Here is a 23447-nt window from a genome sequence, read left to right as displayed (position 1 = left end):
ATGAATCGTCTTATTTCCTTGATGAATATTTCTCACCACTATGGTTTTTATTACACCAAAAATTTAATGATTAGATAAGGTAAGCCTAAAGCAACGGCACCACCATAAATAATATCGAGCCAAAAGAAAGATCCCAATGCACCGGCATATATGAAACCGACTATTGGGGTCACAACTATTTTAGACAACCAGGAAGTATTTTTTGATTTTACAACTGCATTCCACAAACTGTTTGCATCTCCTGTGCTTGGAAATGCATTTGCGCCAATCGAAATGGCCAGATACATCAGTAAATAATCTAAAACATTTGCCGAATCGAATTTAAACTGCAGCGCAGCAGAAAAACCAATAATAAAACACAACAGTGAGTTAACAATAAATGGCCCTACAGAAATAAATACTGTTTGATAAACCTTTGGTGCGGGCTCGTGTAAAACATAACCTACAGGATTCTCGGTTCTAAAATAGCAAACTTCGAATACCGGAACCTTAAATAACCTGCAAAAAAGCTGGTGGGCAAGCTCGTGTACAATTACGCCTGGAAAAGTAGCGATACTGATTAATATACCTGGAACAAACATAATTTTATCTTCTAATTACCTATAAATTTCTGAACCCAAAATAATGGGTGATAAACGTTTCGATATGGTGCTATCTCCCGAGTGAGTTTCGTGAGCCTTTATTTTAGCCAAACGCGCCAAACTTTCTTTTTTCCTGCCGGCAAAATAGTCTACCATAGCAGTGGCCTCAATGGCACTGTCATTATCAGGATCAAGGGACAGGGCTTTTGAAGCAAAAGCGGCAGCCTCTCTATCATGTTTTCGTTTAAGTTCAATCCTGGCCTTTTGCGATAAAACATAAATATCTTCGGCGTTAAATCCCAATAATCGATCACAAAGGGCCAAAGCTTCATCATATTTGGCCGTGTTTCTTTTAACAGCAGTTTTCAAACTCAAAGCCTGATAAAAATTAGGATCAAATGCCAATACCTTGTTTACAATATCTTCTACCCGATCATAATCTTTTGTCTCGAATAAAAAGTTTGCGATATGCGTTTTTAATACAATTTCGTCAGTACTATCTACCATAGCCAATAATTTTTCTTTATCCTTGGCGACGGCAACAATACGTTTATACATCAACGTGTCCTTAGCGAACGACTGGGCAATATATTCAGAAGCCGCATTTACCTTGCTCAATAAGTTTTCATCCTCTGTTTTTATATCCGCTATCTTGTCAAAAGCAATCTGGTATGCTTCAAAATCAAAATTATAGGCACTTGCAACCATCATGTAGGCATTGGCATTAAAGTCTTTCGGGAACTTATTTAATACTAAACTCAACTCGCGTTGTGCCGTTATAAAATGTTTTTTATCGATTGCTTTCTCCGCTTTGCCTAAATGGACTGCAGCAGAAATATATTGTTGAGTGCGTAACAAACTAATCACCATAACCGCTAAGATGCCGAGCGCGAAAAATTTAATCCATTTGGGTATGGGATACTTTATTAAACTTTTTCGGCAATCAGAACATAAATTAATGGCATAGCCAGGCTCGTATACATTTATCTGACAGTTTGCGCACAGGCTTTCGTTAAAATGGCTTTCTGGCGCACCTTCTGCGGAATGATTTTCTTGCATGTGAGATTCGTTAAAGCAATAAAGATAATATTTTTTAACAATTCCGACCATTAAAGCGTACCTAATTTAAAAAGCCTGTTTTTTTTTATTCTATTGGCATAAAATCCATAGTTTTGATTTTTTGATTTACCTATGACTATGCCTTTAAAACGAAATACACTAATTTTAATACTCGCATTGCTAATTGCTGCCTTTACCTGTTTAAGTTTTTTTATTGCGCAGCATCCTATACTTGATTTTGACATTAGAACTTCGCTATTTATTCAGCAATACCACGCAGACTGGTTAGATAAATTAATGTTGGCCATCAGCTTTTTTGGCGAACTTCCCTATTCATTACTTTCAGTAGTAGTTGTTGCATTTATATTTTATTATCAGAAATATAAACGGGAGGGAATATTCATTTCGACAGTTTTATTATCCGGATTAATTATTCTGGGTATAAAAAATGTAATCAACCGCCCTCGTCCTACTGCATTTTACGTACGTTTGGTGGAAGTAAACCGGTTTCAAAGCTACCCCAGCGGGCATGTACTTTCTTACACGCTCTTTTTTGGGTTCTTAATTATTTTGATGAATACGTTAAAAGATGTGCCCAAGCTAACCAGAAATATAGTAACTTATTTATCAGCATTTTTGATGATCACCATTGCCCCATCCAGAATTTACCTGGGTGCACATTGGTTTACAGATACCGTTGGTGGTTTTCTTTTAGGCTTGATTTGCCTCTTTCCACTTTGTTACTTTTATTTTAAAAAGCAAAAAGATTAACACTTTCTTACGGTTTTTCTTTCTTGCTCAGTTAAATTTTCGTAATGATAACCTTATTTTGTCATAATCATAAAAAATTCTGATAATTTTGCCGCCATGACGAACGATAAACCCAAAGCTTTTCTTTTCGATTTAAATGGTACCATGATTAACGATATGGCTTTTCATAATCAGGCATGGCATAATATCCTTACCAAGGATTTAGGCGCAAGCATCAGCTTTGATGCGGTTAAAAAACAGATGTACGGCAAAAACCAGGATCTGTTGGAACGTGTTTTTGGTGTTGGTCATTTCTCGCAGGAACAGATTGATCAGATTTCTATCGAGAAAGAGCACCGCTATCAGGCGGCATATAAAAAACATTTATCGTTAATAGCAGGCTTAGGCGATTTTTTCGAAAAAGCAAAACAATCAGGCATTCAAATGGCAATTGGCTCGGCAGCGATTCCTTTCAACATTAATTTTGTTCTTGATAACTTAAATATCCGCTCTTATTTTAAAGCGATAGTAAGTGCCGAAGACGTTGTACATAGTAAACCAGATCCGGAAACCTTTACCAAAGGGGCTGAAATTTTAGGTGTTGAAGCTAATCAATGTATCGTTTTTGAAGATGCACCAAAAGGTGTCGAAGCCGCCCAAAATGCGGGAATGAAATGTGTTGTATTGACCACTATGCACACTAAGGAAGAATTTTCTGCTTACCATAACATTATTACTTTTATAGAGGATTATACAGATCCCGTTTTGCAGGAACTTTTCTAAAATAAATACAGCCTGCATTTCTACGGGCCGTATTTATTTATGATTATGGGATACATTGATCCTCAACATGATTATTTGGTAAACTTATATATAGAACTCGTTTTATACACTTGTCCTGGCTTTAAAACCGTTGAAGGAAAAGCAGGTTGATTTGGAGAATCCGGAAAATGCTGCGTTTCCATTGCAATTGCGGTTCTAAAATCATCTTTAGCACCAGTTTTAAAAGTATTTTTACTCTGCATAAAGTTTCCGCTGTAGAACTGTAAACCTGGCTCCTGCGTATAAATATCCATTATAATACCGGACTTATCTCCTTTAACCGTAGCCGCGTGGAACATGCCCATTGCTTTGGTTTTATTAAGCACGTAGTTATGATCGTAACCTTTACCGAAAGTTAACTGTTCATTTTTATTGTTTATACGTGTACCAATAGTTGTTGCAGTGGTGAAATCGAACGGTGTACCCTTAACCTTTTCAATTTTACCTGTCGGAATCAAAGTAGAATCAACAGGGGTATATTCATCTGCATAAATCTGCACTTCGTGATTCAAAATCTCACCGCTTCCATCGCCATTTAAATTAAAAAATGCATGATTTGTTAAATTTACCACTGTGGTTTTATCTGTTTTAGCTTCATAGTCCATTCTCAACTCATTATCATCTGTTAAGATATAAGTTACCTTAACATCCAAATTACCAGGAAAATTTTCATCGCCATCTTTTGATAGATAATGTAGCATCAAAGTATTGGGATTGGGCTGGCTCGCATCCCAAACTACATATTGATAGCCTTTTTTGCCACCATGAAGGGTATTCTGGCCATTATTGGTATACAGCGAATAGGTTTTACCTTCAAGCGTAAATTTACCTTTGGCAATTCGGTTACCATACCTGCCTATAGTTGCGCCAAAATAGGGTTCGGTAGATTTTTCGTAATCACCAACACTTTTAAAACCCACCACTACATCTACTAACTTACCATCTTTATTGGGCACTAATAAGCTAACCAGGCGCCCGCCGTAATTGGTAAAAATTGCTTCCGCATTGTTCTTATTCTTTAAAGTATACAATGCTGTTTGTTTACCATCAATTTCCTTTTTAAAAGAATCGGGGACTAATTTTACAACTGCAGCAGAATCGCTTTTCAAACTATCTGTAGAAGAAGTTTTTTTGGTTTCAGATTGGCAGGACGCAAACCCGATTGCAGCCAGAACGCCGAGGCCTGCTAATGATTTTAATTTCATAAAAATGGAATACTTGGTTTAGATTTTAATTATAAATATATCACTTAATTTTACAAATAAAACGATTTAGAATAATCAAAAAACATATTTTATGCAATAATTTACCTAAGCTATGGGCAACGATACGATTTGCAGAATTGATGATTACAAAATGTGGAAGTCTTAAAATTAACTTTGAATAGATTTTCGACAAATATTTGCAGCAACCATATACTGATTGTATATTCCATCACTTATAAGTTGATAATATATTAAGCAATAGCCATTAAATTCCGCTAAAACTAATTATTATTGTGGCAATCAAAACTCAAATATGAACCAAATCATTTTAAGAGATCGTTACGACAAAATGCCATATCGCCGTTGTGGTAACAGTGGTTTAAAATTGCCCGCAATATCATTGGGTTTATGGCATAATTTCGGACATGTAAACGTTTTTGAAAACAGCAAAAATCTCATCTACACTGCTTTTAACAACGGAATCACCCACTTTGATTTAGCCAATAATTATGGCCCTCCTCCTGGCTCTGCTGAAGAAGTTTTCGGAAAAATCCTTTATGAAGATTTTAAGGGCTATCGTGACGAAATGATTATTTCGAGCAAAGCGGGATATACCATGTGGGATGGTCCTTATGGTGACTGGGGCTCGAAAAAATACCTGGTTTCTAGTTTAGACCAAAGCTTAAAACGCATGAAACTGGATTACGTTGATATTTTTTACCACCATCGGCCGGATCCTGAAACTCCTTTGGAAGAAACTATGGGCGCTTTAAGTCTTTTAGTTCAACAAGGCAAAGCTTTGTATGTGGGTATTTCAAATTATCAGGCGGAAGAAGCTGCAAAAGCAATTAAAATTTTAAAAGATAACGGTACTCCATGTTTAATCCACCAGCCGAAATATTCCATGTTTGAACGTTGGGTAGAAAATGGTTTACTTGATGTTTTAGCACAAAATGGTGTAGGTTGTATTCCGTTTTCGCCATTGGCGCAAGGTTTACTTACCGATAAATATTTACACGGCATTCCTTCCGATTCGAGAGTTGCTACGAGTGGTATTTTCCTGAAAGAAAGTAATATTACCCCAGAGAAATTAGCTGTAATTACCAAACTTAATGATGTTGCTAAATCGCGTGGACAAAAATTAGCACATATGGCTTTATCCTGGATCCTGAAAGACAATAGGGTAACTACTGTTCTGATTGGCGCCAGTAAACCAGAGCAGATTACCGATTCAATTAAAGCATTAGATAACATTGAATTTAGTGAAACTGAAATCAAATTGATTGATGAAATTTTAGGTTAAAAATCCCAAAAATAACCGTCATCCCGATCCGGTAGCTATCGGATGGAACATAACAAAATGGAGAGATCTTTGAACTTTATTAAAAGATTTCTCCACAGCGGTTAAAATGACGATCCTATCCGCTCATACTTTTCAAAACCAAATTAAAACCGTTTAAGAGTCAAAAAAAACGTCATTCTCGCCCAGACCTATCGTGTGGACACATCTATGTTAGCCTGTATTTGTTTTTAGTAGATATTCCTTAGACGATCGTCATGCTGAATTTATTTCAGCATCTTTCCTGCTAAATTACAAGCTTTTATATCTTAAAAACTATATTTTGGGATAAATGTTGATTTTTTTTACGCTCTATACCTTATCTGTCGACATAATTAAGTAAAGCATTCTTCATCGCTCTATGCCGCGTGGCATGGTAGTTTTTCACAGTTAATGTTGTTTTTAGCTGTGTTCAAGAATGCTACGCATTTTGGAGCGCCAAAGTACCCAAAGCGCTTTGTCAATCCAGCAATGAGCCTCTTGCACAATCTCACACGCATCAAAAAAACAGCGACACTTCGTTTTGTGTTCAATATTTTTTAAAATAAAATCATCGGTTACGAACACAAAACCACTGCGTTTCAGGTTTGTTACGGCCATTTTTACTGTTGTGCACCTGTTTTTTTGATTTCCCCGGCTCTTGGGATTGACAGCGTCCTTGGTTAAAATCCGTGCTTTATTAATGTTGCTTAGCAAAACGCCTAAACTAAACTTAAAAAAGATATGCCCACACGATAGGCACAGGCTGGAACCTTAAAGAGTATAAATTAGTATTCCCAATTGAATTGGGAATACCGTATTTTTCATCGCTCGTTATAAAACCAAAACAAATTAAAACCGTTTAAGAAATGAATCCTTTACATTTCTTAATCTATGGCAAGAGCCAACAATTCTATTTACAGCGCATTAGCGGCCAATTTATTAATTGCAGTAACCAAATTCATTGCTGGGGCATTTACCAACAGCTCATCGATGATTGCCGAAGGCATCCACTCAACGGTTGACACCAGCAATCAACTTTTATTGCTCTATGGCTTAAAAAGAAGTGTAAAACCGCCCGACAAATCCCGCCCATTTGGTTATGGTAAAGAGTTGTATTTCTGGTCGTTTATTGTATCCATCATGATTTTTGGTTTAGGTGGTGTGGTCTCTATTTCACAAGGAATTGCGCATATCCGTCATCCTGAAGTTTTAGGCAATCCTACCTGGAATTATGTGGTATTGGGTTTATCTTTCATATTTGAGGGTGTTTCTTTAATCATTGCGATGAAAGAATTTAACAAAACACGTAAAGGTTTGCCCTGGTGGAAAGCGATTATCAAAAGTAAAGATCCCTCTGGCTTTTTAGTATTGTTTGAAGATGGAGCAGCCGTTTTAGGACTATTGATTGTTTTTATATTTATGATGTTGAGCCACAACTTAAACCTTCCATTTTTAGATGGACTGGCTTCTGTTTTGGTGGGTACACTCTTAATTTTCGTATCCTTTATACTGGCCAGGGAAAGCCGTAGTTTATTAATGGGCGAAGGTTTAATGCCTGAAACACAGCAGAAGATAAAAGAACTGGCGGAAAATGATCAGGATGTGATTACAGTAACAAGCATATTATCCCAGTATCAATCACCAAAGGAAGTATTGCTGGTGCTCATTCTTACGTTTAAAGCAGAATTAACCACTACCAATTTAACCAATGCGATAGACAGGTTGAGGGATAAAATAAAATCAGAATATAGCGTGATCAAGTTTGTCATTATTCAACCACAGTCTGCTGATGTAGCGGAGAATGATTTTAGTAAGGATATCTTTTTGGAGTAAAATTTGTTTTTTTCACCATTAAGCTATTAAGATCATTAATTCACTTAAGGTTTGAATATTATCGCCCTTCTGAATTTATTCAGGAGGACGATAATAATATGAATTATTATTTTTTCGGGCCTCTGACATCCGACTTCGGACTTCTCTCCTAAATTACCTGCAATACAATCTTTCCTCTTGTATGTCCCTGCTCGCTGTCGGCTTGAGCTTGCCTAGCGCTGGTAAAAGGCAAAACTTTTTCTATAACGGGTTTAACTTTACCAGAATCGATCAAAGTAGCAATTTCAGTCAGTTGATCAGGAATTGATTGTGCAGTAAAGCCGATGAGATGAACGTTTTTCGCCTTTGCTTCTGCCACAAACTCTGGCATTAAGGTGGTGATTACCCTTCCTCCTGCTTTTAATATAGTTAACGATTTGAGTTGCGTTTCTCCGCCAATGGTATCTAAAACCAGGTCAACATCACTTAAAGCGGTCTCAAAATCTTCCATTTTATAATCAATTACCTCATCGGCACCTAAACGCTTCAAAAAATCGATGTTAGCACTTGAGGCAGTACCGATTACATAAGCCCCTTTCCACTTTGCCAATTGTACGGCATAGGTTCCTACCCCACCGGCTGCAGCGTGAATCAATACTTTTTGTCCGACTTTTAACAAACCATGATCGAATAAGGCTTGCCATGCCGTTAAACCTGCAAGGGGTACTGCTGCAGCCTCGGTATGCCCTATGCTAGTGGGTTTAATGCTAATGATGTTGGCTTTTACCACAATATATTCGGCATAAGCACCGTTTTTTGTTGGATCTGGCCTGCCATAAACTTCATCTCCCTTTCTAAAAGCACTTACCTTTTCGCCTAATGCCTCAATTGTGCCAGAAACATCCCAACCCAGGGTTAAAGGAAATTTTACTGGAAATTTCACTTTCCTTTGTCCTTCTCTAATTTTCCAATCTACCGGATTTACGCTGGTTGCATGCACTTTAATTAATACTTCATCTGGTGCTGGCTGGGGAACCGGAATTTCATCTATAGATAAAACTTCTGGTCCGCCAAACTCATGGATTCTAACTGCTTTCATATCGGATATTATTATTTGATGTATACGGTTTTAATATTCACAAACTCATGAATACCGAACATACTTAATTCACGGCCGTAGCCAGATTGGTTGATGCCTCCAAAAGGCAATGCTGGATCTGATTTAACACCTTCATTTACAAAACAAGAGCCCGCTTCAAGTTTATTCCGCGCAATATCTTCTGCTAATACGGAATTTTCGGTAAAAACGGCTGCACCAAGTCCAAAATTGGTATCATTGGCTATCCGGATGGCATCTTCAGTATCTTCTGCGGAGATAATTGCAGCTACCGGACCGAATATTTCTTCATCATAAGCCAATACGCCCTTTTTTACATGGGTTAATATGGTGGGTTGGTAATAAGCATGTTTGCGTTCCATGCTGGGAATTTCTCCGCCCAGAATACATTTTGCACCCTGTTCGATACTCTTTAAAACTTGCTGATGCAATTCATCACGAAGTTCTGCTCTCGCCATTGGTCCTAAATCAGTATCGTTCTGCAAGGGATCGCCAGTTTTTTTACTTGCCATTTCGGCTTTAAAAAGCTGGGTAAATTGCTCCTCAACTTTTTTGACCACAATGAAACGTTTCGCAGCAATACAGCTTTGCCCGTTATTAATTAACCTGGCTTCTGCACATATTTTGGCCGCTTTTTTTAAATCAGCATCTTCTAAAATCACATAAGGATCGCTCCCACCAAGTTCCAAAACTGTTTTTTTAATTAATTTCCCTGCTTGTTCGGCTACTTTTTTACCGGCTTCGGTGCTTCCTGTAAGGGTTACTGCTTTGATGTTAGGGTTTTCGATTACTTTTGGGATGGCTTTACTGCTGCAGATCAATGTTTTAAAAACATTGGCAGGAAAGCCAGCATCCACAATTACTTTTTCTATTTCTATGGCGCAGCCCGTAACACCTGATGAATGTTTTAAAACACCGCAGTTACCAGCCATTAAGGCTGGCGCCAGAAAGCGAAACACTTGCCAGAAAGGGAAATTCCAGGGCATAATGGCCAATACCACACCAATAGGCTGGAAGCTCACATAACTTTTGGATGCGCTGGTTTTTATAGTTTGATCGGCTAAAAATTCAGCACCGTTTTTTGCATAGTATTCACAAACAGAAGCACATTTGACAACTTCTGCTACGCCAGCTTTTAGGGGTTTGCCCATTTCTAACGCCATAAGTTCGGCCAGCTGATCTTTACGTTCGATTAAAAGTTTCGAAACCTGCAACAACAGCTTTGAGCGGCTTTGAAAATCGGTTTCCTTATAACTTAACCATGATTGATGTACCTGATCTATTTTATGATGGATTAACTCTTCAGTATCTTCCTGATAAGTTTTTATGATTGCCCCGTTTACAGGGTTTATTGATGAAATGCTCATTTAACAGTAACAAATGAGCATTTAAGATTGTGTTTTTTATTTGAATATATCAGCTAAGAAACAATTGGAATCTCAAAATGGAAAGTAGAACCTTCACCGTACTTACTTTCTACCCATATTTTGCCGTTATGACGGTTAATAATCTCTGCGCTGAGGTATAAACCTATCCCGAAACCCGAAATGGTTTCAGTTTCATGGCTTTCTACACGATAAAACCGATCAAAGATTTTTCCAAGATCATGGGCATTGATACCAATGCCATGATCGGTTACAGAAACATGTATTTCATTCTCTCTGGTTTCAGATTCAACCAAAACGGTACTTTTCTGATCTGAATATTTAACAGCGTTGCTAATCAAATTTGAAATTACAGAGCCAATTTTATCTTTATCTGCATAAATTAATTTAGCATCTCCCTCTTCAAAATCAATCTGGTTAGTAGGATATATTAATCTTAAATCTTCAACAAGATCATGAATCAGTTTATTGAGATCAAAATGTGATGGATTCAATTGAATTTCTCCTGATTCTAAACGCGATACATTTAAAAAAGAACTGATTAATGTGCTCATTTTGCGGATCTGCTTTTGCACCTTAGCTAAAGTATTTGCGACAAAAGTATCTGTTAAACTTCGACTCTGCATTAACTGTACGTAAGCACTGATAGAAGTTAATGGCGTTTTCAACTCATGGCTTACCATACTGATAAAATCATTCTTTTGCTGGTCTTCCTTTATGCTGATTAAAATCTGTTCCTGGTCCAGTGCTTCACGCTGTAGTTCTGTCTCCTTGATTGCCTTTTTTGCCTTTACCATATCAGTAACATCGCTCGCGGTATGAAGAATACAATAAGGAATTCCTGAATCATCCTTAATGGCCCGATATTCGTAGGTATAATAAGCGGTCTGTAACTTACCGTCCCTCATCGTTTCGGCGGGAATAGCATCGCCATTATTAGTAATCCCCGTTAGCAACACATTTTTTAGCATATTAATAAATGGCCGTCCCTTTAACTCAGGCACTGCATCTTCCAGTGGCTTGCCAATAATAGAGCGATCTTTACCCCAAAAAGAAATCATGGCGTCGTTGGCCATTTCGATTACGATTTGTTCTGAAGTGTATATAGCTGTTGCATCTTTTGATAAGAAAAGAACTTCTAAAAGTTGATCATTACTTAAAACCTTTGAATAACTTTTCATATATGGTAGACTATGCTGATATTTTGATGAATCAAATTGAACTAAGTATCATACAAGTCAGCCTTCACAAATGTTTGGGTTAGTCTGTTAAATAGTATGTTAAATTGTTGACTTTTATCGCAAAACGTCAAATTTATCGCGTATTTTCTGTTTAAGGATTCCTGCGGCCTGGGTATATCCTCCATCTGCTCCATCAACAAAATGAATATGGTCATCTTCCAGGTCCCTTACATAACAAGACATCACCGATTCGCCACTTACGTAAAAAGCATACAAAATTTCATTGTTTTTTTCAAGCTGGTTAAGGGCTTGCTCTAGTGCCAAACGTTGCTTTGCGGTACCGGTAATTACCGTATTTATCCTGCCATCGATCACTAGCGTATCCGACATTTCGACAAGTTGCTTGAGGTATTTTTTACCACGGTCTGTCCGGAAATAAATATATCCGTAAACATTGATGAACCATGATTTAATGAGTTCAAGGAATTTAATCTTTCCCAGGCGATGCTTCATCTCCTTACCCAAACTATTAAAGCTTGTTCTGAAAATCAATTTAGGAACAGAAATGGGCTGACGCTTTTCCGGACTTCCGTAAATTTGATCAAGATGAAGGATTACTTTGCTGAACACGGCTGCCTGTTGTGCGATTTCTGATGCGATTACAACTAATGTAACCACCTCATCACTGTTTTCAGGTGGTGCAATCTTATCCCAGCGACATTGCATCCCACTTAAATCAATTTCATCGCTTGCTGTCTTATGATCAGCCAGCAGGTAATTTTCTCCCTTTATAATTTGTTCAGCATAAGCCAGGCCATTGCCCAAAACAATGGGTATAGAAAACGTTTCAGCGCTGCTAAATCTACAAATCTTAAGGGTATGACCATTTTTATAAATTTCTGCAACCGGTATAATCCCAGCCCTTAAATCGAGGTTAAAATTCAGTAAAGTGTTCTCTCTGTATTTTAACAGTGATTTCATCACATCATCTACAATACTTGGCGGAACAATAAAAGTGGCTCCATCGCCACCAAAAAAGAATGGAACCGAAATGTTGGCTTTAAACGCAATATTGAGCACGGCAACAATACTTCCCGTAGCAATAAGGTTAACATTCTCGTGCAGACCCGAATTTACAGCAGCTGTTGAACGCTTGATATCAGTAATAATTACGCACCAGCCTGCAATTACTTCTTTAAATAATTGATTTTTAACCAATAACTGATGTAATGGCATTTTATGGATGGGCAAATTGGAATAAAAATGATCTTCGCTATCTGGCATAATTCGAATTAATACACCTAATATACGCATAACAAAAGCTTAAGTATTTCTAAACCTTCGATTAAAAAATTAACCTTATTTAGAACAAATAAAAATAATTTGCTAATCCACTTCAAAAACGGTTCCTTTGCGGCCACTAAGAATTAATCTAAATAAAATGAATAAAAAATTTACTCTTCTTTTAAATTTCATAGCGCTTTTTCTGTTTTTAGCAGGGAATACAATGGCACAAAACAAAAATGGCTCTGTTTCTGGTTCGATAAAAACAAGCGATGGCAATCCGGCTGCTTATGTAAATGTTGGGTTAAAAAACACAGGCAAAACTACACAAACTGATGAAAAAGGTAATTTCATCTTCAAAAATATAACACCCGGCGCTTATACGATTAAAACATCTGCTATCGGTATTTCTGCTCAGGAAAAATCGGTTACTGTTATTGCCGGTCAAACTGTAAATGCAGATTTCGCCCTCGCAGAATCTTCTTCACAATTAGATGAAGTAGCCATTAACGGATATAAAACGCCAAATAGAAAGCCGGTTAACTTAGGTAAAATTGCTATCGCTCCCATGGACCTTCCACAAGCGGTACAGGTTATTGGTAATCAGGTAATTACCGACATACAAGCTAATCGTTTAAGTGATGTATTGAAAAACGTAAACGGTGTTGCTTTCGGCGAAAACCGCGGATCGGTAAGTGGCGAAACATTCTTCGCCCGTGGTTATAGCCTAGGTGCCAACAATGTTTTTAAAAATGGATCGCGTGCTAGCAGTGGTGGTATGCCAGAAACCAGTACATTAGAATCGGTTGAGGTTTTAAAAGGAAGTGCAGCCTTACTTTACGGTGGCGTAAGTGGTGGTGCTGTAGTGAATATGGTAACCAAAAAGCCTAAATTCGAATATGGTGGCGAAGTTTCCATGCGTGCAGGCAGTTATGGCTTGTACAAACCAACAGGTGATATTTATGGCCCGATTACAAAGAACCTTGCTTTTCGTTTAATCGGTACTTATGAAGATGCAGCTAGCTTTAGGAACAGTGTAACTTCGAACAGGGTTTATGTTAATCCATCACTGCTTTATAAAATCAATGAGAAAACAGATATCTTATTGCAAGGTGATTACTTAAAAAGCAATATGACACCTGATTTTGGTATCGGTACCGTAGAAAACCAGATTGCAGACATAGGCCGTAAGACTTTTGTAAATGCACCCTGGGCTTATAATAAAACAAACACGGTTACTTCACAGCTAAACATCAACCATAAATTCAATGATAACTGGAAGTTGAATATATTGGCCAACCTGCAATCTTACAACCGTAATTATTTCAGTGCAGAACGTCCGTTTGCCGATACAAAAGCAGCTAGTAAGCTTCCTTATGGTTTTGCGGAGCGTAATGTTACCCGTTCTAAAACAAAAGAGTTTACCTATAACGAGCAGATTAATTTAAACGGTTATTTCAAAACAGGAAGTATCAGCCATACTTTATTGGTGGGTGCAGATGCTGATCAATCGCGCACTACAAGCGGAGGTTTTACTTTCAACAATAACCTAACAACGTTTAATTATGGCAATGTAAACTTACTTGATCCTTCAACTTACTACGGTTCTGGTATTGAGCCAAACGTAAATGTTGTTTCGGAAGTATTTGCCCCATTATACCGCATGGGCGCTTTTGTTCAGGATTTGATTACTGTTACAGACAAATTTAAAGTACTTGCCGGAATTCGTTATACTTTCCAGAAAACACCGAGAACTGTTACCACTATACTGGCAACTGGAGTTCAATCTTTAAGTGTAAATAGTTTAGAAAGCTCAAAAGTAGAAAGTGCTTTTACGCCTAAATTTGGTTTAATCTATCAGCCTTTAAAAACCACTTCAGTTTATGCAAGCTATTCGAGCAATTTTATTCAAAATACCGGAACTGATATAAATTCAGCGCCCTTAGATCCATCTACATTACAACAATACGAAGCTGGTGTTAAAAACGATTTATTTAAGGGCAGATTATCAGTTAATTTAACATGGTATAGAATTGCTAACGATAAATTTGCACAACAGGCTCCTATCAATGCACAAGGTGCACCAAATGGTGATACAAACATTAAGGAATTAAATGGAAAATCGTTAAGTGATGGCGTGGAACTTGATATTACAGGAACAATTGTAAAAGGCCTGAATTTTATTGCAGGTTATAGTTACAATTTTATCCGTTATACCGAAACACGTGATAAAACAGTATATACTGTGCCTGCTCCTACTGCGCAGAACCCGGTAGCAACCAGAACGATAACTCTTGGTGGTGTGATAGAAGGGCAACGATTGGTAGGTTCTACCAAAAACACTGCAAACGGAACTTTATTTTATACTTTCCAGGAAGGAAATGTTAAAGGCTTAAAACTTGGTGCATCTGCTTATTATACAGGTTCGCGTAACGGTGGTTACAATGATACTAAAGCACAAATTTATAGCAGGTTAATTCCGTTAAGTGCGTTTACCACGTTCGATTTATCTGCTGGTTATAGTTGGAAAAAGCTTTCATTATTAGCTAAACTTTCGAACATTACGAATGAGTTAAATTACTTTGTGCATGAGAACTACAGTGTTAACCCAATTCCTCCACGTCAGTTCATGACTACATTATCTTATAAATTTTAAGCAAAAAATATTTCAAAGAAAAGCTTCAGGTCGGTAGATCTGGAGCTTTTTGTTTAAGTAAACGATTGTTTTACCTAATCAATCCCTGGAGATTGAAATTTTCTCTTAATTGATGATGGCGGTATCTTCGTAAAAAACTCCATCATTGATAGGCAAAGCAAATGGTTATAAGATATCATTGATAAAAGTAAAAGAAACACCAATGCCTTGAACTAATAAAGAATTATAGAATAATTAAGATTGTACCGGCCTTAAATAATTTAAAGTAATAGTGAAACTCGCCGCAACGGTTTATTTTTTCGATTTCACATACTTTGCCAGATTTACCATATTCATCAGATAAAAAATCACCAATTTTAATGCTATCCAATTGGTTTACATTAATTGAGGCTCTTTTAATAAATGTAGCTGCTTTTTCCATAATGATCGCGGTTTAAAACATTTACGCAATCAAAAACATTTTGGTTTTTCGGAATTATAAATAATTATATAAAGTTGTATTTTTAATCAGTAATATGCCAGTTCATAAACCAGTTGAACATTTCTTAAAAAAGTTTAGCGATACGCTGAAGAAAGCATAATATACAACCATAAAAAAAATGCCTCCGGTTTATCGAAGGCACTAGATCTTATGCTGCGTCGTAAATAACAACCTTTTCAAAATAAACCCTGAACTCATCCAGGAAAGCTTTATGCAATGGGTGAACCTGGTAAACATCATGCGCAGCCAAATCTTCAAATAATAAAAGCAAGCTAAAAGTATAGGTAATATCTACAACGGCACGCTCAATCGGGGCTGGTATGCCAAGATGAAAAGTTTTAACAACTTCAATGTTTTCTAATGTTTGTAAACTATTGCGGAAAGCAGTTTTTTGCTCGTCGGTGGTATCGGCTTTAAGCCAGAATAAAACGTGGTGTGCGATCATTATTTTAATTTTTTTCAAATATAATGAAAGCGGGAAAAGATTATTCATCTTTATCCAAAAACACTCTTGGCCTTATTTATGGCTTTTTTTAAGTCTATACCTTTGCCCAAAACCCCTTTAAACAAGTCTCCTTCAACTTTTAAACGATCTACAGCATTAAAAATATTGAAGTCTTTCATCTTCAGACCAGGTTTTACTTCGTCCCAATGCAAAGGCATGGAAACCGTTGCTCCCACTTTTGGCCGTAAAGAATAAGGTCCGGCAATAGTTGCCCCTGGCCTGTTCTGTAAAAAATCAAGGTACATCTTTCCTTTTCTTGCAGCAACCATCCGTTCTAATGAAGTATAATCGGGGATCTGTTTATGTACAAGATTTACAATGATTTTAGCAAACATCTGACTCTGATCATAATCGTATTTGGCATTTAAAGGAATGTAAATGTGCATACCGGTTGAGCCTGAGGTTTTACAGTAACTGGGCACCTCAATGGCATCAAGCACTTTTTTGGTTTCAAGGGCAGCCTCAACCACCTGATCGAAAGTGTGTTTATCCGGATCGAGATCGATTACGCAATAATCAGGGTTATCGGGGTGCTGTACACGGCTAAACCAGGGGTTCATTTCTATACAGCCCAAACTGGCCATCCAGAGTAGGGAAGCTTCATCTGTTCCAACCAGGTATTCTTTTTTTTCGCCTTCGCCATTTTCATAAGGGAAAGTTTCTGCCCAGTCCGGTGCTTTTCCTTTTACATCTTTCTGGTAAAAACTCGAACCGTGTATTCCACCCGGAAAGCGGTTAAGCGATTGCGGGCGGTCTTTCAGATAAGGTAAAATGTATTCAGCAACCTGATAATAGTAGTTAAACATGTCTCTTTTAGTTACTTTATCTTCTGGCCAATATACTTTACTCAGGTTGGTAAATTTAAGCTCGTGACCTTTAATTTTCCTTACCTGCGTTTCATCTTTCGGATTTAACAAAGTTTTGGGTTGTTTACCTTCCGGTGCTTTTATTGCCTGTTTATGTGGGTTTTCTTCATTAGTATCGTCAACAATTTTTTCTGTTGGCACTTCTATTTCTCTTACCACCTCTTTGGCTTTTTTATCTTCACGCATGCCCTGAAAAGACGGATGGCGGAAAACACCATCATCAGTTACTTCTGTAAAAGCAACTTCACATACCAGTTCTGGCTTTAACCAGGTTGCTTTCGCTTTTGGTGGGTTTGGCCTGAAACGTGAAGGTTTATTTACATCGGGGATACTTTCGAAAGGGCTTTTATCTACTATTATCGGTTTAAACTGCTCCATCATTGTTTTTTGCATTTTATCCGAAAACCCGGTACCAACTTTACCTACATATTGCAATTTTCCTTTTTCATATACGCCCAGTAAAAGTGAACTGAAAGATTTGGAGGTATCGGCATTTTTGGTAAAACCGGCTATAACAACTTCCTGGCGTTTGTGTACTTTAATTTTCAACCACTCTTTCGATCTTCGGTCGGGAACATAAGTGCTATCCGTTTTTTTGGCGATGATGCCTTCCAAACCCATCCTTTGAGCAGCATCAAAAAAATCGACACCACTGGCTTTGAAAACTTTTCCTAAACGCACACGGTCATCATCGGTTGGCAGAACATCATTTAAAATAGCCTGACGCTCATCAAGCGGGAGTTCCATCAGGTTTTTGCCCTCATACCATAGAATATCAAATACATAAAAAACAAGTTCCCCATCTGCCTCACTTCTCCAGTTTTGTAATGAACCGAAATTGGATATGCCTTTATCATTCAACACCAAAATTTCCCCGTCGAGCACCGCGTTGATTTTCCAGTCCAAAAGCAGGTCGTAAATGGGATAAAATTTTTCATTAAAGGATTTATTATTTCTCGATAATAAATCAACCTTTCCTTTATTGATAAAGGCCAAAGCACGGTATCCATCCCATTTTACTTCATATTGCCAGTTTGGATCATCAAATGGCTCATCGACCAATGTGGCTAACATGGGTTTTATGTTTTTAGGCATTGCTGCTTTTGGCGCTTTTTTCAGGATGGCTTTTACATCAATGTTTTTATCATCGCCTACAGGTTTCGTTTCTTTTTTAACCTTTGGCTCAATATTTTTTTTTTCGGGCTTTATTTTTTGCTCTTTTCCTGCTTTCCAAACCTTATCGGATGTTTTTTCCATCTTTTCGATGGTTTTTCCAGAAAGAACCGATTTATCTTCTTTGGTTATATCTTTTGTGGAGGCATAATCATCTTTATGTTTAATGAGCAACCAGCCATTTTCGCCCATGCCATGCGTTTTAACCAGGGCAAATTCGCCATGGAGTTTTTCTCCGTTCAATTTAATTTTCAACGAACCTTCATTTAACTGTTTTAAAAGATGTTTTTCCTGTGCTTTTTTACCTTTTATAGCCTCAATCGGTTCATAGGTACCTTCATCCCACACAATCACGGTTCCTCCACCATATTCACCCTTCGGGATAATGCCTTCAAAATCTTTGTAATCGTAAGGATGGTCTTCTACCATCATAGCCAGGCGTTTGGTTTTTGGATCGGTTGATGGCCCTTTTGGCACCGCCCAACTTTTTAGAACGCCTTCCATTTCGAGTCTGAAATCATAGTGCAACCTGGATGCATCGTGTTTTTGAATTACAAAATGTAATTTATTGCGATCGCTGCTTTTACCCGATTTCGGTTCTGCCGTTTTTGAGAAATCGCGTTTGGAAACATACTTTTTCAAACTCATAATCAATATTTTACTTTTTCAAATAATCTTCAACTTTATCGGCAGAGGTACCAACTATTTGCACGGCTGCTTTTAGCTTATCTTTGCTCACGCCAAATTTATTAGACCAATAGTCCAGCTCATAACCTTCATTAATGTTGATCCTACCGCGATCAGCACTCCCGTTTTTTAGTTTATCATCCATAATGATTTTTGATTAGATTGCTATAAAACAGCCTGATAACAAAAAAGGTTTTAACATCCTTTTATAAAAACGGATGTTAAAACCTTTAAGAAAATAAAATTTTAAAACTTAAACTATTAGCGCAGTAATCATTTCCCCCGCCGTTTCTTCTGCATAGGCGAACCTACTTTTAGTGGCGTTATAAATAAGCCTTAACTGCACCAGGAAATAAGGCAGGCTGATAATAGCCAAAGATAGCAGGTGTTTTGTAAAGAAAATATTACTCTTTTCAGTGATGATAGTTAAACACCTAAAACGACCGAATTTGTCAAATAATTATTGCGTTAAAGCCATTTTCCGGGAGTTCAATTTTAGGGACTAACTAAAATTTAGTATCAATACTATTTTTTGAGAATTTACTGACAAAAATGGAAAACCAAAAGGAAAATATTCTGTTTTTATGAATACACTAACCAAAATTATAAAAATGGAACATCAACTTAATTCAATGAATGCGAGAAAAGAATTTATCGACATTGCAGACGAACAAGACCGCAATTATTGGGCTGCCAGATTGGGCATAAGCACCGAAACACTTAAATCAGCTGTAAGAGCGCTTCACAGCATGGAATTTTCCAAACTGAAAGAACATTTTATGATGGAAAAAATTAAATCAGGAATTACCTACCAACGGTTTGTGAATCAATAATAAGGAATATGTATTATAAAAATGAAAGAAAAAATCCGGTAGCGGTAGGTCAAGCCATTACTGACTCATCACATTTAATTGATCTGCAACCTGTTAAAAGTATTTTCGACAAAAAATTAAAAGGGAACAATATAAACCATCCAAAGGCAGGCATTAGAACTTTAACCGCTTTCTTTCATAAGAACGGTTTATCTAACCTGCTTTAAGCTATTTAAAAAAAGATTGGTACAAACTGTTAATAGCAGCTCTACTGAAATCGGGGAAACCATCTGTATAGGTTGCATTGATTCCGTTGGTTATGATTACAAATCCAAATTTTTCTTTGGGATTAAAAAACATGGTACTATATAAACCATAAGCAGAGCCAGTATGTCCTTTTAACTTAACGCCAGGTATGAGCTGATCGGCAGTTCTAATGGCCAAGCCATATCCTTCATCATCAGTTAAGGCCGTTTGCATCATTTTAGCACTTTTTTTGGTGATTATTTTAACAACATTTGATGTGCCATAATTCATGTGCATCATCATGTATTTAGCTAAATCTGTAGCCGAAATTTTCATTCCTCCTGTTGGCGAAAAAATTGGCGTGGTATAGCCCATCACATAATTGGCAATTTCTGTCCGCCTCGGCGCATAAGCACCTGGAGACGGTGTATAAGTTTTGGTATCTGTATGGTATTCGTACAATTTTACAAAGCGTGTACTATCTAAAGAATCTATGCAATACCCCCCATAAAGCCCTAATGGCTTTAAAATGTGATTTTTCACATAATAATCAAAGCGTTCGCCCGACTTCTTCTCAATGATTGCCCCAATCAGGTTAAAATTAAGATTGCAATAATCAAATTTACTTCCCGGGGCATAATCGTTATAACATTTGGCCCAGTTTGGATTTTTATCGGGATTAATCACATCCAGATTTAAATATCCCTGCGAATCATTTAAACCAGAGGTATGCGACAATGCCATTTTTAAAGTAATTTTCTGATCGGGAAATTTTGGATTCCTGATTTTAAAACCTACCAGATCTCCAAAATCATCATCTAAGGAAATTTTACCGGCCTCTACCAGTTGCATGATTACAGTAGCAGAAAAAGACTTAGAAATAGATGCAATTCTGAAAATATCCTGATCAGTTAAAGGCCTTTTATTTTCTAAATCTTTTAGTCCAAAAGAGTGGGTATAAATAATATTACCTTCTTTTACCACAACCACAGAAGCACCAACCGCATTATATTTCTCCATTACGGCTTTAAATTCTGCTTCGGCATTGGCATTTTGAGCTTTTAATTGCTCTACTACACCAATTATTAAAAAAGTAATGCAAAAATACTTCAGGACTTTTAGTTTCATAAGTTTAGCGGATAAAACCTAAATATAAGAGATGGTGCAAAATAAAATCTACACGTAGTAAAAAATTTACTTAGCATCGTTTACTTCCAGCCAATGCCCATCCGGATCTTTAAAATAAATTTGCTTTACGCCATCGGTGCGTAAGGTAATTCCATCTTTCTTTCCTGGCCAATCCTCGAAACTGATATTTTTTGCATTCAACTTCTTTACAAATTCATCAACTGACGGAACACTGAAACATAAATGCCCGTTTTTATCAAAAACCTCATTTCCTTTTGCGCCCTGGATTAAATGCAACTGTCCGGCAGTCCCTAAGGTAAACCAGGTATGGCGGTTATCTTTAAAAGGTTCAGGAATGATTTTAAGGTTGAATACACTTTCGTAAAAAGCAGTTGCTTTGTTCAGATCAGCTACGTAAACAGCAATATGATTTAAAACAGCAGGTAAATTTTCGGATTTATTTTGCGCCATGGCTCTTTGAAAAGTGATAGAAAATAAGATTACAGTAAAAAGGAAGATTTTTTTCATGTTTAAATATCAAACTTCTAAAGGAATTATTTTTATATTTTTTTTAATACATCCTCCAATCATTTTTTTTGAGAGGTGCTTCGACTCCGCTCAGCATGACAAAGTTTGTAAAAACGCAAAACCGCGATCATTATCTCCTGGAGCAATGTAGAGTGGAGAGATCTTTGAACTTGATTATTCTATCCAGTAAAGATCCTGAAACAAGTTCAGGATGACGACACGAGTTAATGTATTCATACTAAAAAACCTGCTTCGCAGAGCCTTCAGGTTCTTTGCTGCGCTACCATTGATTCCATTAGAATCGTCGTCATCTCGACTGCAGCGCAGCGAAATGGAGATATCTATCTAGACAGATTTCTCGACTGCGTTGCACTTCGCTCGAAATGACGATCGCGGGGAATTTTCCGTGTTCTCGGTGTTTCCGTGGCAAAAATTAATTGTAGTAAAAAAAAGATTCCAATAGAACCTTCGTCATCTCGACTGTAGCGCAGCGAAATGGAGAGATCTATCTAGACAGATTTCTCGACTGCGTTGCACTTCGCTCGAAATGACGATCGCGGGGAATTTTCCGTGTTCTCGGTGCTTCCGTGGCAAAAAATAACTGTAGTGAAAAAGGTCTTAGCGAGACGCTAAGACCAGTAAAGTGTTCTCTGTGCTTCCGTGGCAAAAAAATAACTGTAGTGAAAAAGGTCTTAGCGAGACGCTAAGACCAGTGAGTTTAAATAGGCTAAAACCTCTAAGAAAGAAAAAGATTCTTCGCTGCGCTCAGAATGACAAAGCCATCCTATTGTGCTAAACTTTCAAATTCTGCCTCAGTCAATTCAATTTCTGTGGCTTTTAAATTTTCTTTTAAATGTTCTACAGATTTTGTTCCAGGGATTAATAGGATATTTGATGATCTTTTTAATAACCAGGCTAAAGCAATCTGCGCGGTTGTAGCTTGATGTGTTTCGGCAATTGCTTTAATCTTATCGGCTAACTTATGCGGACCAGAAGCTAACGGAAACCATGGAATGAAAGCAAGACCTTGTTCTGCTGTAAAATCCAAAACACCCTCCCACTGTCTGTCGCTAAGGTTATATAAATTTTGAACCGAAACTATCGGAAGAATGTCCTGCACCTGCTTAATCTGATCGATAGTTACTTCTGATAAGCCCACATTTTTTATTTTACCTTCTTTCACGGCTTCGACCACAGGCTCCAGGGTTTTGGCGACATTCACATTGGGATCAATGCGGTGCAGTTGCCATAAATCGATTGAATCTACTTTTAAACGCTGTAAACTTCCTTCAATATCCTGTCTGATTTTTTCAGGTGCACCATTAGGCACCCAATTGTTTGGACCTGGACGGTCAAAACCACCTTTAGTAGCAATAAAAAGATCTTTTTGAAAAGGCGATAACGCATCGGCAATAAGTGATTCGTTAAATTTTGGTCCGTAAGCCTCCGCAGTATCAATAAAATTAACGCCATTAGCAACTGCTTCACGCAAAACGGTCATCGCATTATCGCGGTCTTCTACCTCACCAAAAACACCCGTTCCGGTTAATTGCATTGCGCCATAACCTAAGCGGTTAACTTCTAATTCGCCAAATTTAAATGTAGTTTTTCCCATTTTATTTCAGATATGATGATAAATTCTATGATAAAGATAACCTCAGACAAATGCCATTGTTTGCAAAATAAATTTTATGATAAATAAATGAACAAAGGGTAAAAGCTACTCTGGTGTTTGCGCTCATTTTCAAACGAGTGCAAGAATAGTTTTACGATTTGATCGTATAAACGATTTATTATTTAACTCAATTAGAAACGAGCGTTAGCAGCTATAAAGATTCTTCGCTGTGC

21 protein-coding genes are annotated in these 23447 nt (G+C 37.3%); 7 read left to right on the top strand and 14 right to left on the bottom strand.

Annotated features, from left to right (window positions below; translation table 11 throughout):
- Window positions 1-50: 50 nt before the first annotated feature.
- Together ACUN24_RS15380 and ACUN24_RS15375 are read right to left on the bottom strand one after the other, a co-directional pair.
- Entirely contained in the window at window positions 51-581 is a 531-nt protein-coding gene (locus ACUN24_RS15380; RefSeq protein ID WP_208529856.1) for a metalloprotease family protein, read from the bottom strand.
- A 15-nt stretch (window positions 582-596) separates the two neighbouring features.
- Window positions 597-1640 (bottom strand): tetratricopeptide repeat protein, encoded by a 1044-nt coding sequence (locus ACUN24_RS15375; protein WP_445563299.1) that lies wholly within the window; start codon window positions 1638-1640, stop codon window positions 597-599.
- Between the two features lie 138 nt (window positions 1641-1778).
- On the opposite strand from ACUN24_RS15375, the gene ACUN24_RS15370 reads away from it, so the two are divergent.
- Both ACUN24_RS15370 and ACUN24_RS15365 read left to right on the top strand, forming a co-directional pair.
- Entirely contained in the window at window positions 1779-2411 is a 633-nt protein-coding gene (locus ACUN24_RS15370) for a phosphatase PAP2 family protein (protein ID WP_445563298.1), read from the top strand.
- A 96-nt stretch (window positions 2412-2507) separates the two neighbouring features.
- On the top strand, window positions 2508-3173 hold the full coding sequence (locus ACUN24_RS15365; RefSeq protein ID WP_445563297.1) for an HAD family hydrolase: 666 nt from the start codon (window positions 2508-2510) through the stop codon (window positions 3171-3173).
- A gap of 71 nt (window positions 3174-3244) precedes the next feature.
- Here the strand turns inward: ACUN24_RS15365 and ACUN24_RS15360 are convergent, their stop codons facing one another.
- Complete coding sequence (locus tag ACUN24_RS15360) at window positions 3245-4417, bottom strand: aldose epimerase family protein (RefSeq protein WP_445563296.1); 1173 nt, start codon at window positions 4415-4417, stop codon at window positions 3245-3247.
- A gap of 313 nt (window positions 4418-4730) precedes the next feature.
- Between ACUN24_RS15360 and mgrA the strand changes: the two genes are divergently transcribed.
- Window positions 4731-5720 (top strand): L-glyceraldehyde 3-phosphate reductase, encoded by a 990-nt coding sequence (gene mgrA, locus ACUN24_RS15355; RefSeq protein WP_445563295.1) that lies wholly within the window; start codon window positions 4731-4733, stop codon window positions 5718-5720.
- A gap of 909 nt (window positions 5721-6629) precedes the next feature.
- Window positions 6630-7571, top strand: coding sequence for a cation diffusion facilitator family transporter (locus ACUN24_RS15350; RefSeq protein ID WP_445563294.1), 942 nt, complete (start codon window positions 6630-6632; stop codon window positions 7569-7571).
- Window positions 7572-7719: 148 nt separating this feature from the next.
- Here the strand turns inward: ACUN24_RS15350 and ACUN24_RS15345 are convergent, their stop codons facing one another.
- The 4 genes from ACUN24_RS15345 to ACUN24_RS15330 all read right to left on the bottom strand — a co-directional run bounded on the left by ACUN24_RS15345 (window position 7720) and on the right by ACUN24_RS15330 (window position 12517).
- Complete coding sequence (locus tag ACUN24_RS15345) at window positions 7720-8649, bottom strand: NADP-dependent oxidoreductase (RefSeq protein ID WP_445563293.1); 930 nt, start codon at window positions 8647-8649, stop codon at window positions 7720-7722.
- Between the two features lie 11 nt (window positions 8650-8660).
- Window positions 8661-10034, bottom strand: coding sequence for an NAD-dependent succinate-semialdehyde dehydrogenase (locus ACUN24_RS15340; protein WP_445563292.1), 1374 nt, complete (start codon window positions 10032-10034; stop codon window positions 8661-8663).
- Between the two features lie 53 nt (window positions 10035-10087).
- Window positions 10088-11233, bottom strand: a complete 1146-nt coding sequence (locus ACUN24_RS15335) for an ATP-binding protein (protein WP_445563291.1) — start codon at window positions 11231-11233, stop codon at window positions 10088-10090.
- A gap of 114 nt (window positions 11234-11347) precedes the next feature.
- Window positions 11348-12517 carry a DUF3095 domain-containing protein gene (locus tag ACUN24_RS15330; RefSeq protein WP_445563290.1) on the bottom strand — a complete coding sequence of 390 codons (1170 nt, stop codon included), beginning with the start codon at window positions 12515-12517 and terminating at the stop codon, window positions 11348-11350.
- A 157-nt stretch (window positions 12518-12674) separates the two neighbouring features.
- On the opposite strand from ACUN24_RS15330, the gene ACUN24_RS15325 reads away from it, so the two are divergent.
- Entirely contained in the window at window positions 12675-15173 is a 2499-nt protein-coding gene (locus tag ACUN24_RS15325) for a TonB-dependent siderophore receptor (protein ID WP_445563289.1), read from the top strand.
- A gap of 223 nt (window positions 15174-15396) precedes the next feature.
- Here the strand turns inward: ACUN24_RS15325 and ACUN24_RS15320 are convergent, their stop codons facing one another.
- The 4 genes from ACUN24_RS15320 to ACUN24_RS15305 all read right to left on the bottom strand — a co-directional run bounded on the left by ACUN24_RS15320 (window position 15397) and on the right by ACUN24_RS15305 (window position 19030).
- Window positions 15397-15594 carry a hypothetical protein gene (locus tag ACUN24_RS15320; protein WP_445563288.1) on the bottom strand — a complete coding sequence of 66 codons (198 nt, stop codon included), beginning with the start codon at window positions 15592-15594 and terminating at the stop codon, window positions 15397-15399.
- Between the two features lie 208 nt (window positions 15595-15802).
- On the bottom strand, window positions 15803-16099 hold the full coding sequence (locus tag ACUN24_RS15315) for a Dabb family protein (protein ID WP_445563287.1): 297 nt from the start codon (window positions 16097-16099) through the stop codon (window positions 15803-15805).
- Window positions 16100-16149: 50 nt separating this feature from the next.
- Window positions 16150-18846, bottom strand: coding sequence for a DNA ligase D (ligD, locus tag ACUN24_RS15310; RefSeq protein ID WP_445563286.1), 2697 nt, complete (start codon window positions 18844-18846; stop codon window positions 16150-16152).
- A 10-nt stretch (window positions 18847-18856) separates the two neighbouring features.
- The gene (locus tag ACUN24_RS15305) at window positions 18857-19030 is read right to left on the bottom strand and encodes a DUF3606 domain-containing protein (RefSeq protein ID WP_445563285.1); all 174 of its coding nucleotides are present in this window, start codon (window positions 19028-19030) and stop codon (window positions 18857-18859) included.
- Window positions 19031-19496: 466 nt separating this feature from the next.
- Between ACUN24_RS15305 and ACUN24_RS15300 the strand changes: the two genes are divergently transcribed.
- A complete protein-coding gene (locus ACUN24_RS15300) occupies window positions 19497-19718 on the top strand; it encodes a DUF3606 domain-containing protein (RefSeq protein WP_445563284.1) in 222 nt (73 codons plus the stop codon).
- Between the two features lie 8 nt (window positions 19719-19726).
- Window positions 19727-19924, top strand: a complete 198-nt coding sequence (locus ACUN24_RS15295; protein WP_445563283.1) for a hypothetical protein — start codon at window positions 19727-19729, stop codon at window positions 19922-19924.
- Window position 19925: 1 nt separating this feature from the next.
- Here ACUN24_RS15295 and ACUN24_RS15290 read toward each other — a convergent pair whose 3' ends face one another.
- The 3 genes from ACUN24_RS15290 to ACUN24_RS15280 all read right to left on the bottom strand — a co-directional run bounded on the left by ACUN24_RS15290 (window position 19926) and on the right by ACUN24_RS15280 (window position 23214).
- Entirely contained in the window at window positions 19926-21071 is a 1146-nt protein-coding gene (locus ACUN24_RS15290; protein ID WP_445563282.1) for a serine hydrolase domain-containing protein, read from the bottom strand.
- Window positions 21072-21137: 66 nt separating this feature from the next.
- Window positions 21138-21599 (bottom strand): VOC family protein, encoded by a 462-nt coding sequence (locus tag ACUN24_RS15285; protein WP_445563281.1) that lies wholly within the window; start codon window positions 21597-21599, stop codon window positions 21138-21140.
- 784 nt (window positions 21600-22383) lie between these two features.
- Complete coding sequence (locus tag ACUN24_RS15280; RefSeq protein WP_445563280.1) at window positions 22384-23214, bottom strand: aldo/keto reductase; 831 nt, start codon at window positions 23212-23214, stop codon at window positions 22384-22386.
- Window positions 23215-23447 lie beyond the last annotated feature (233 nt).

This window comes from Pedobacter sp. WC2501, from assembly GCF_052682415.1.
The sequence above is the reverse complement of the archived record's forward strand: the minus strand, read 5'-3'. Positions and strand labels throughout refer to the sequence as shown.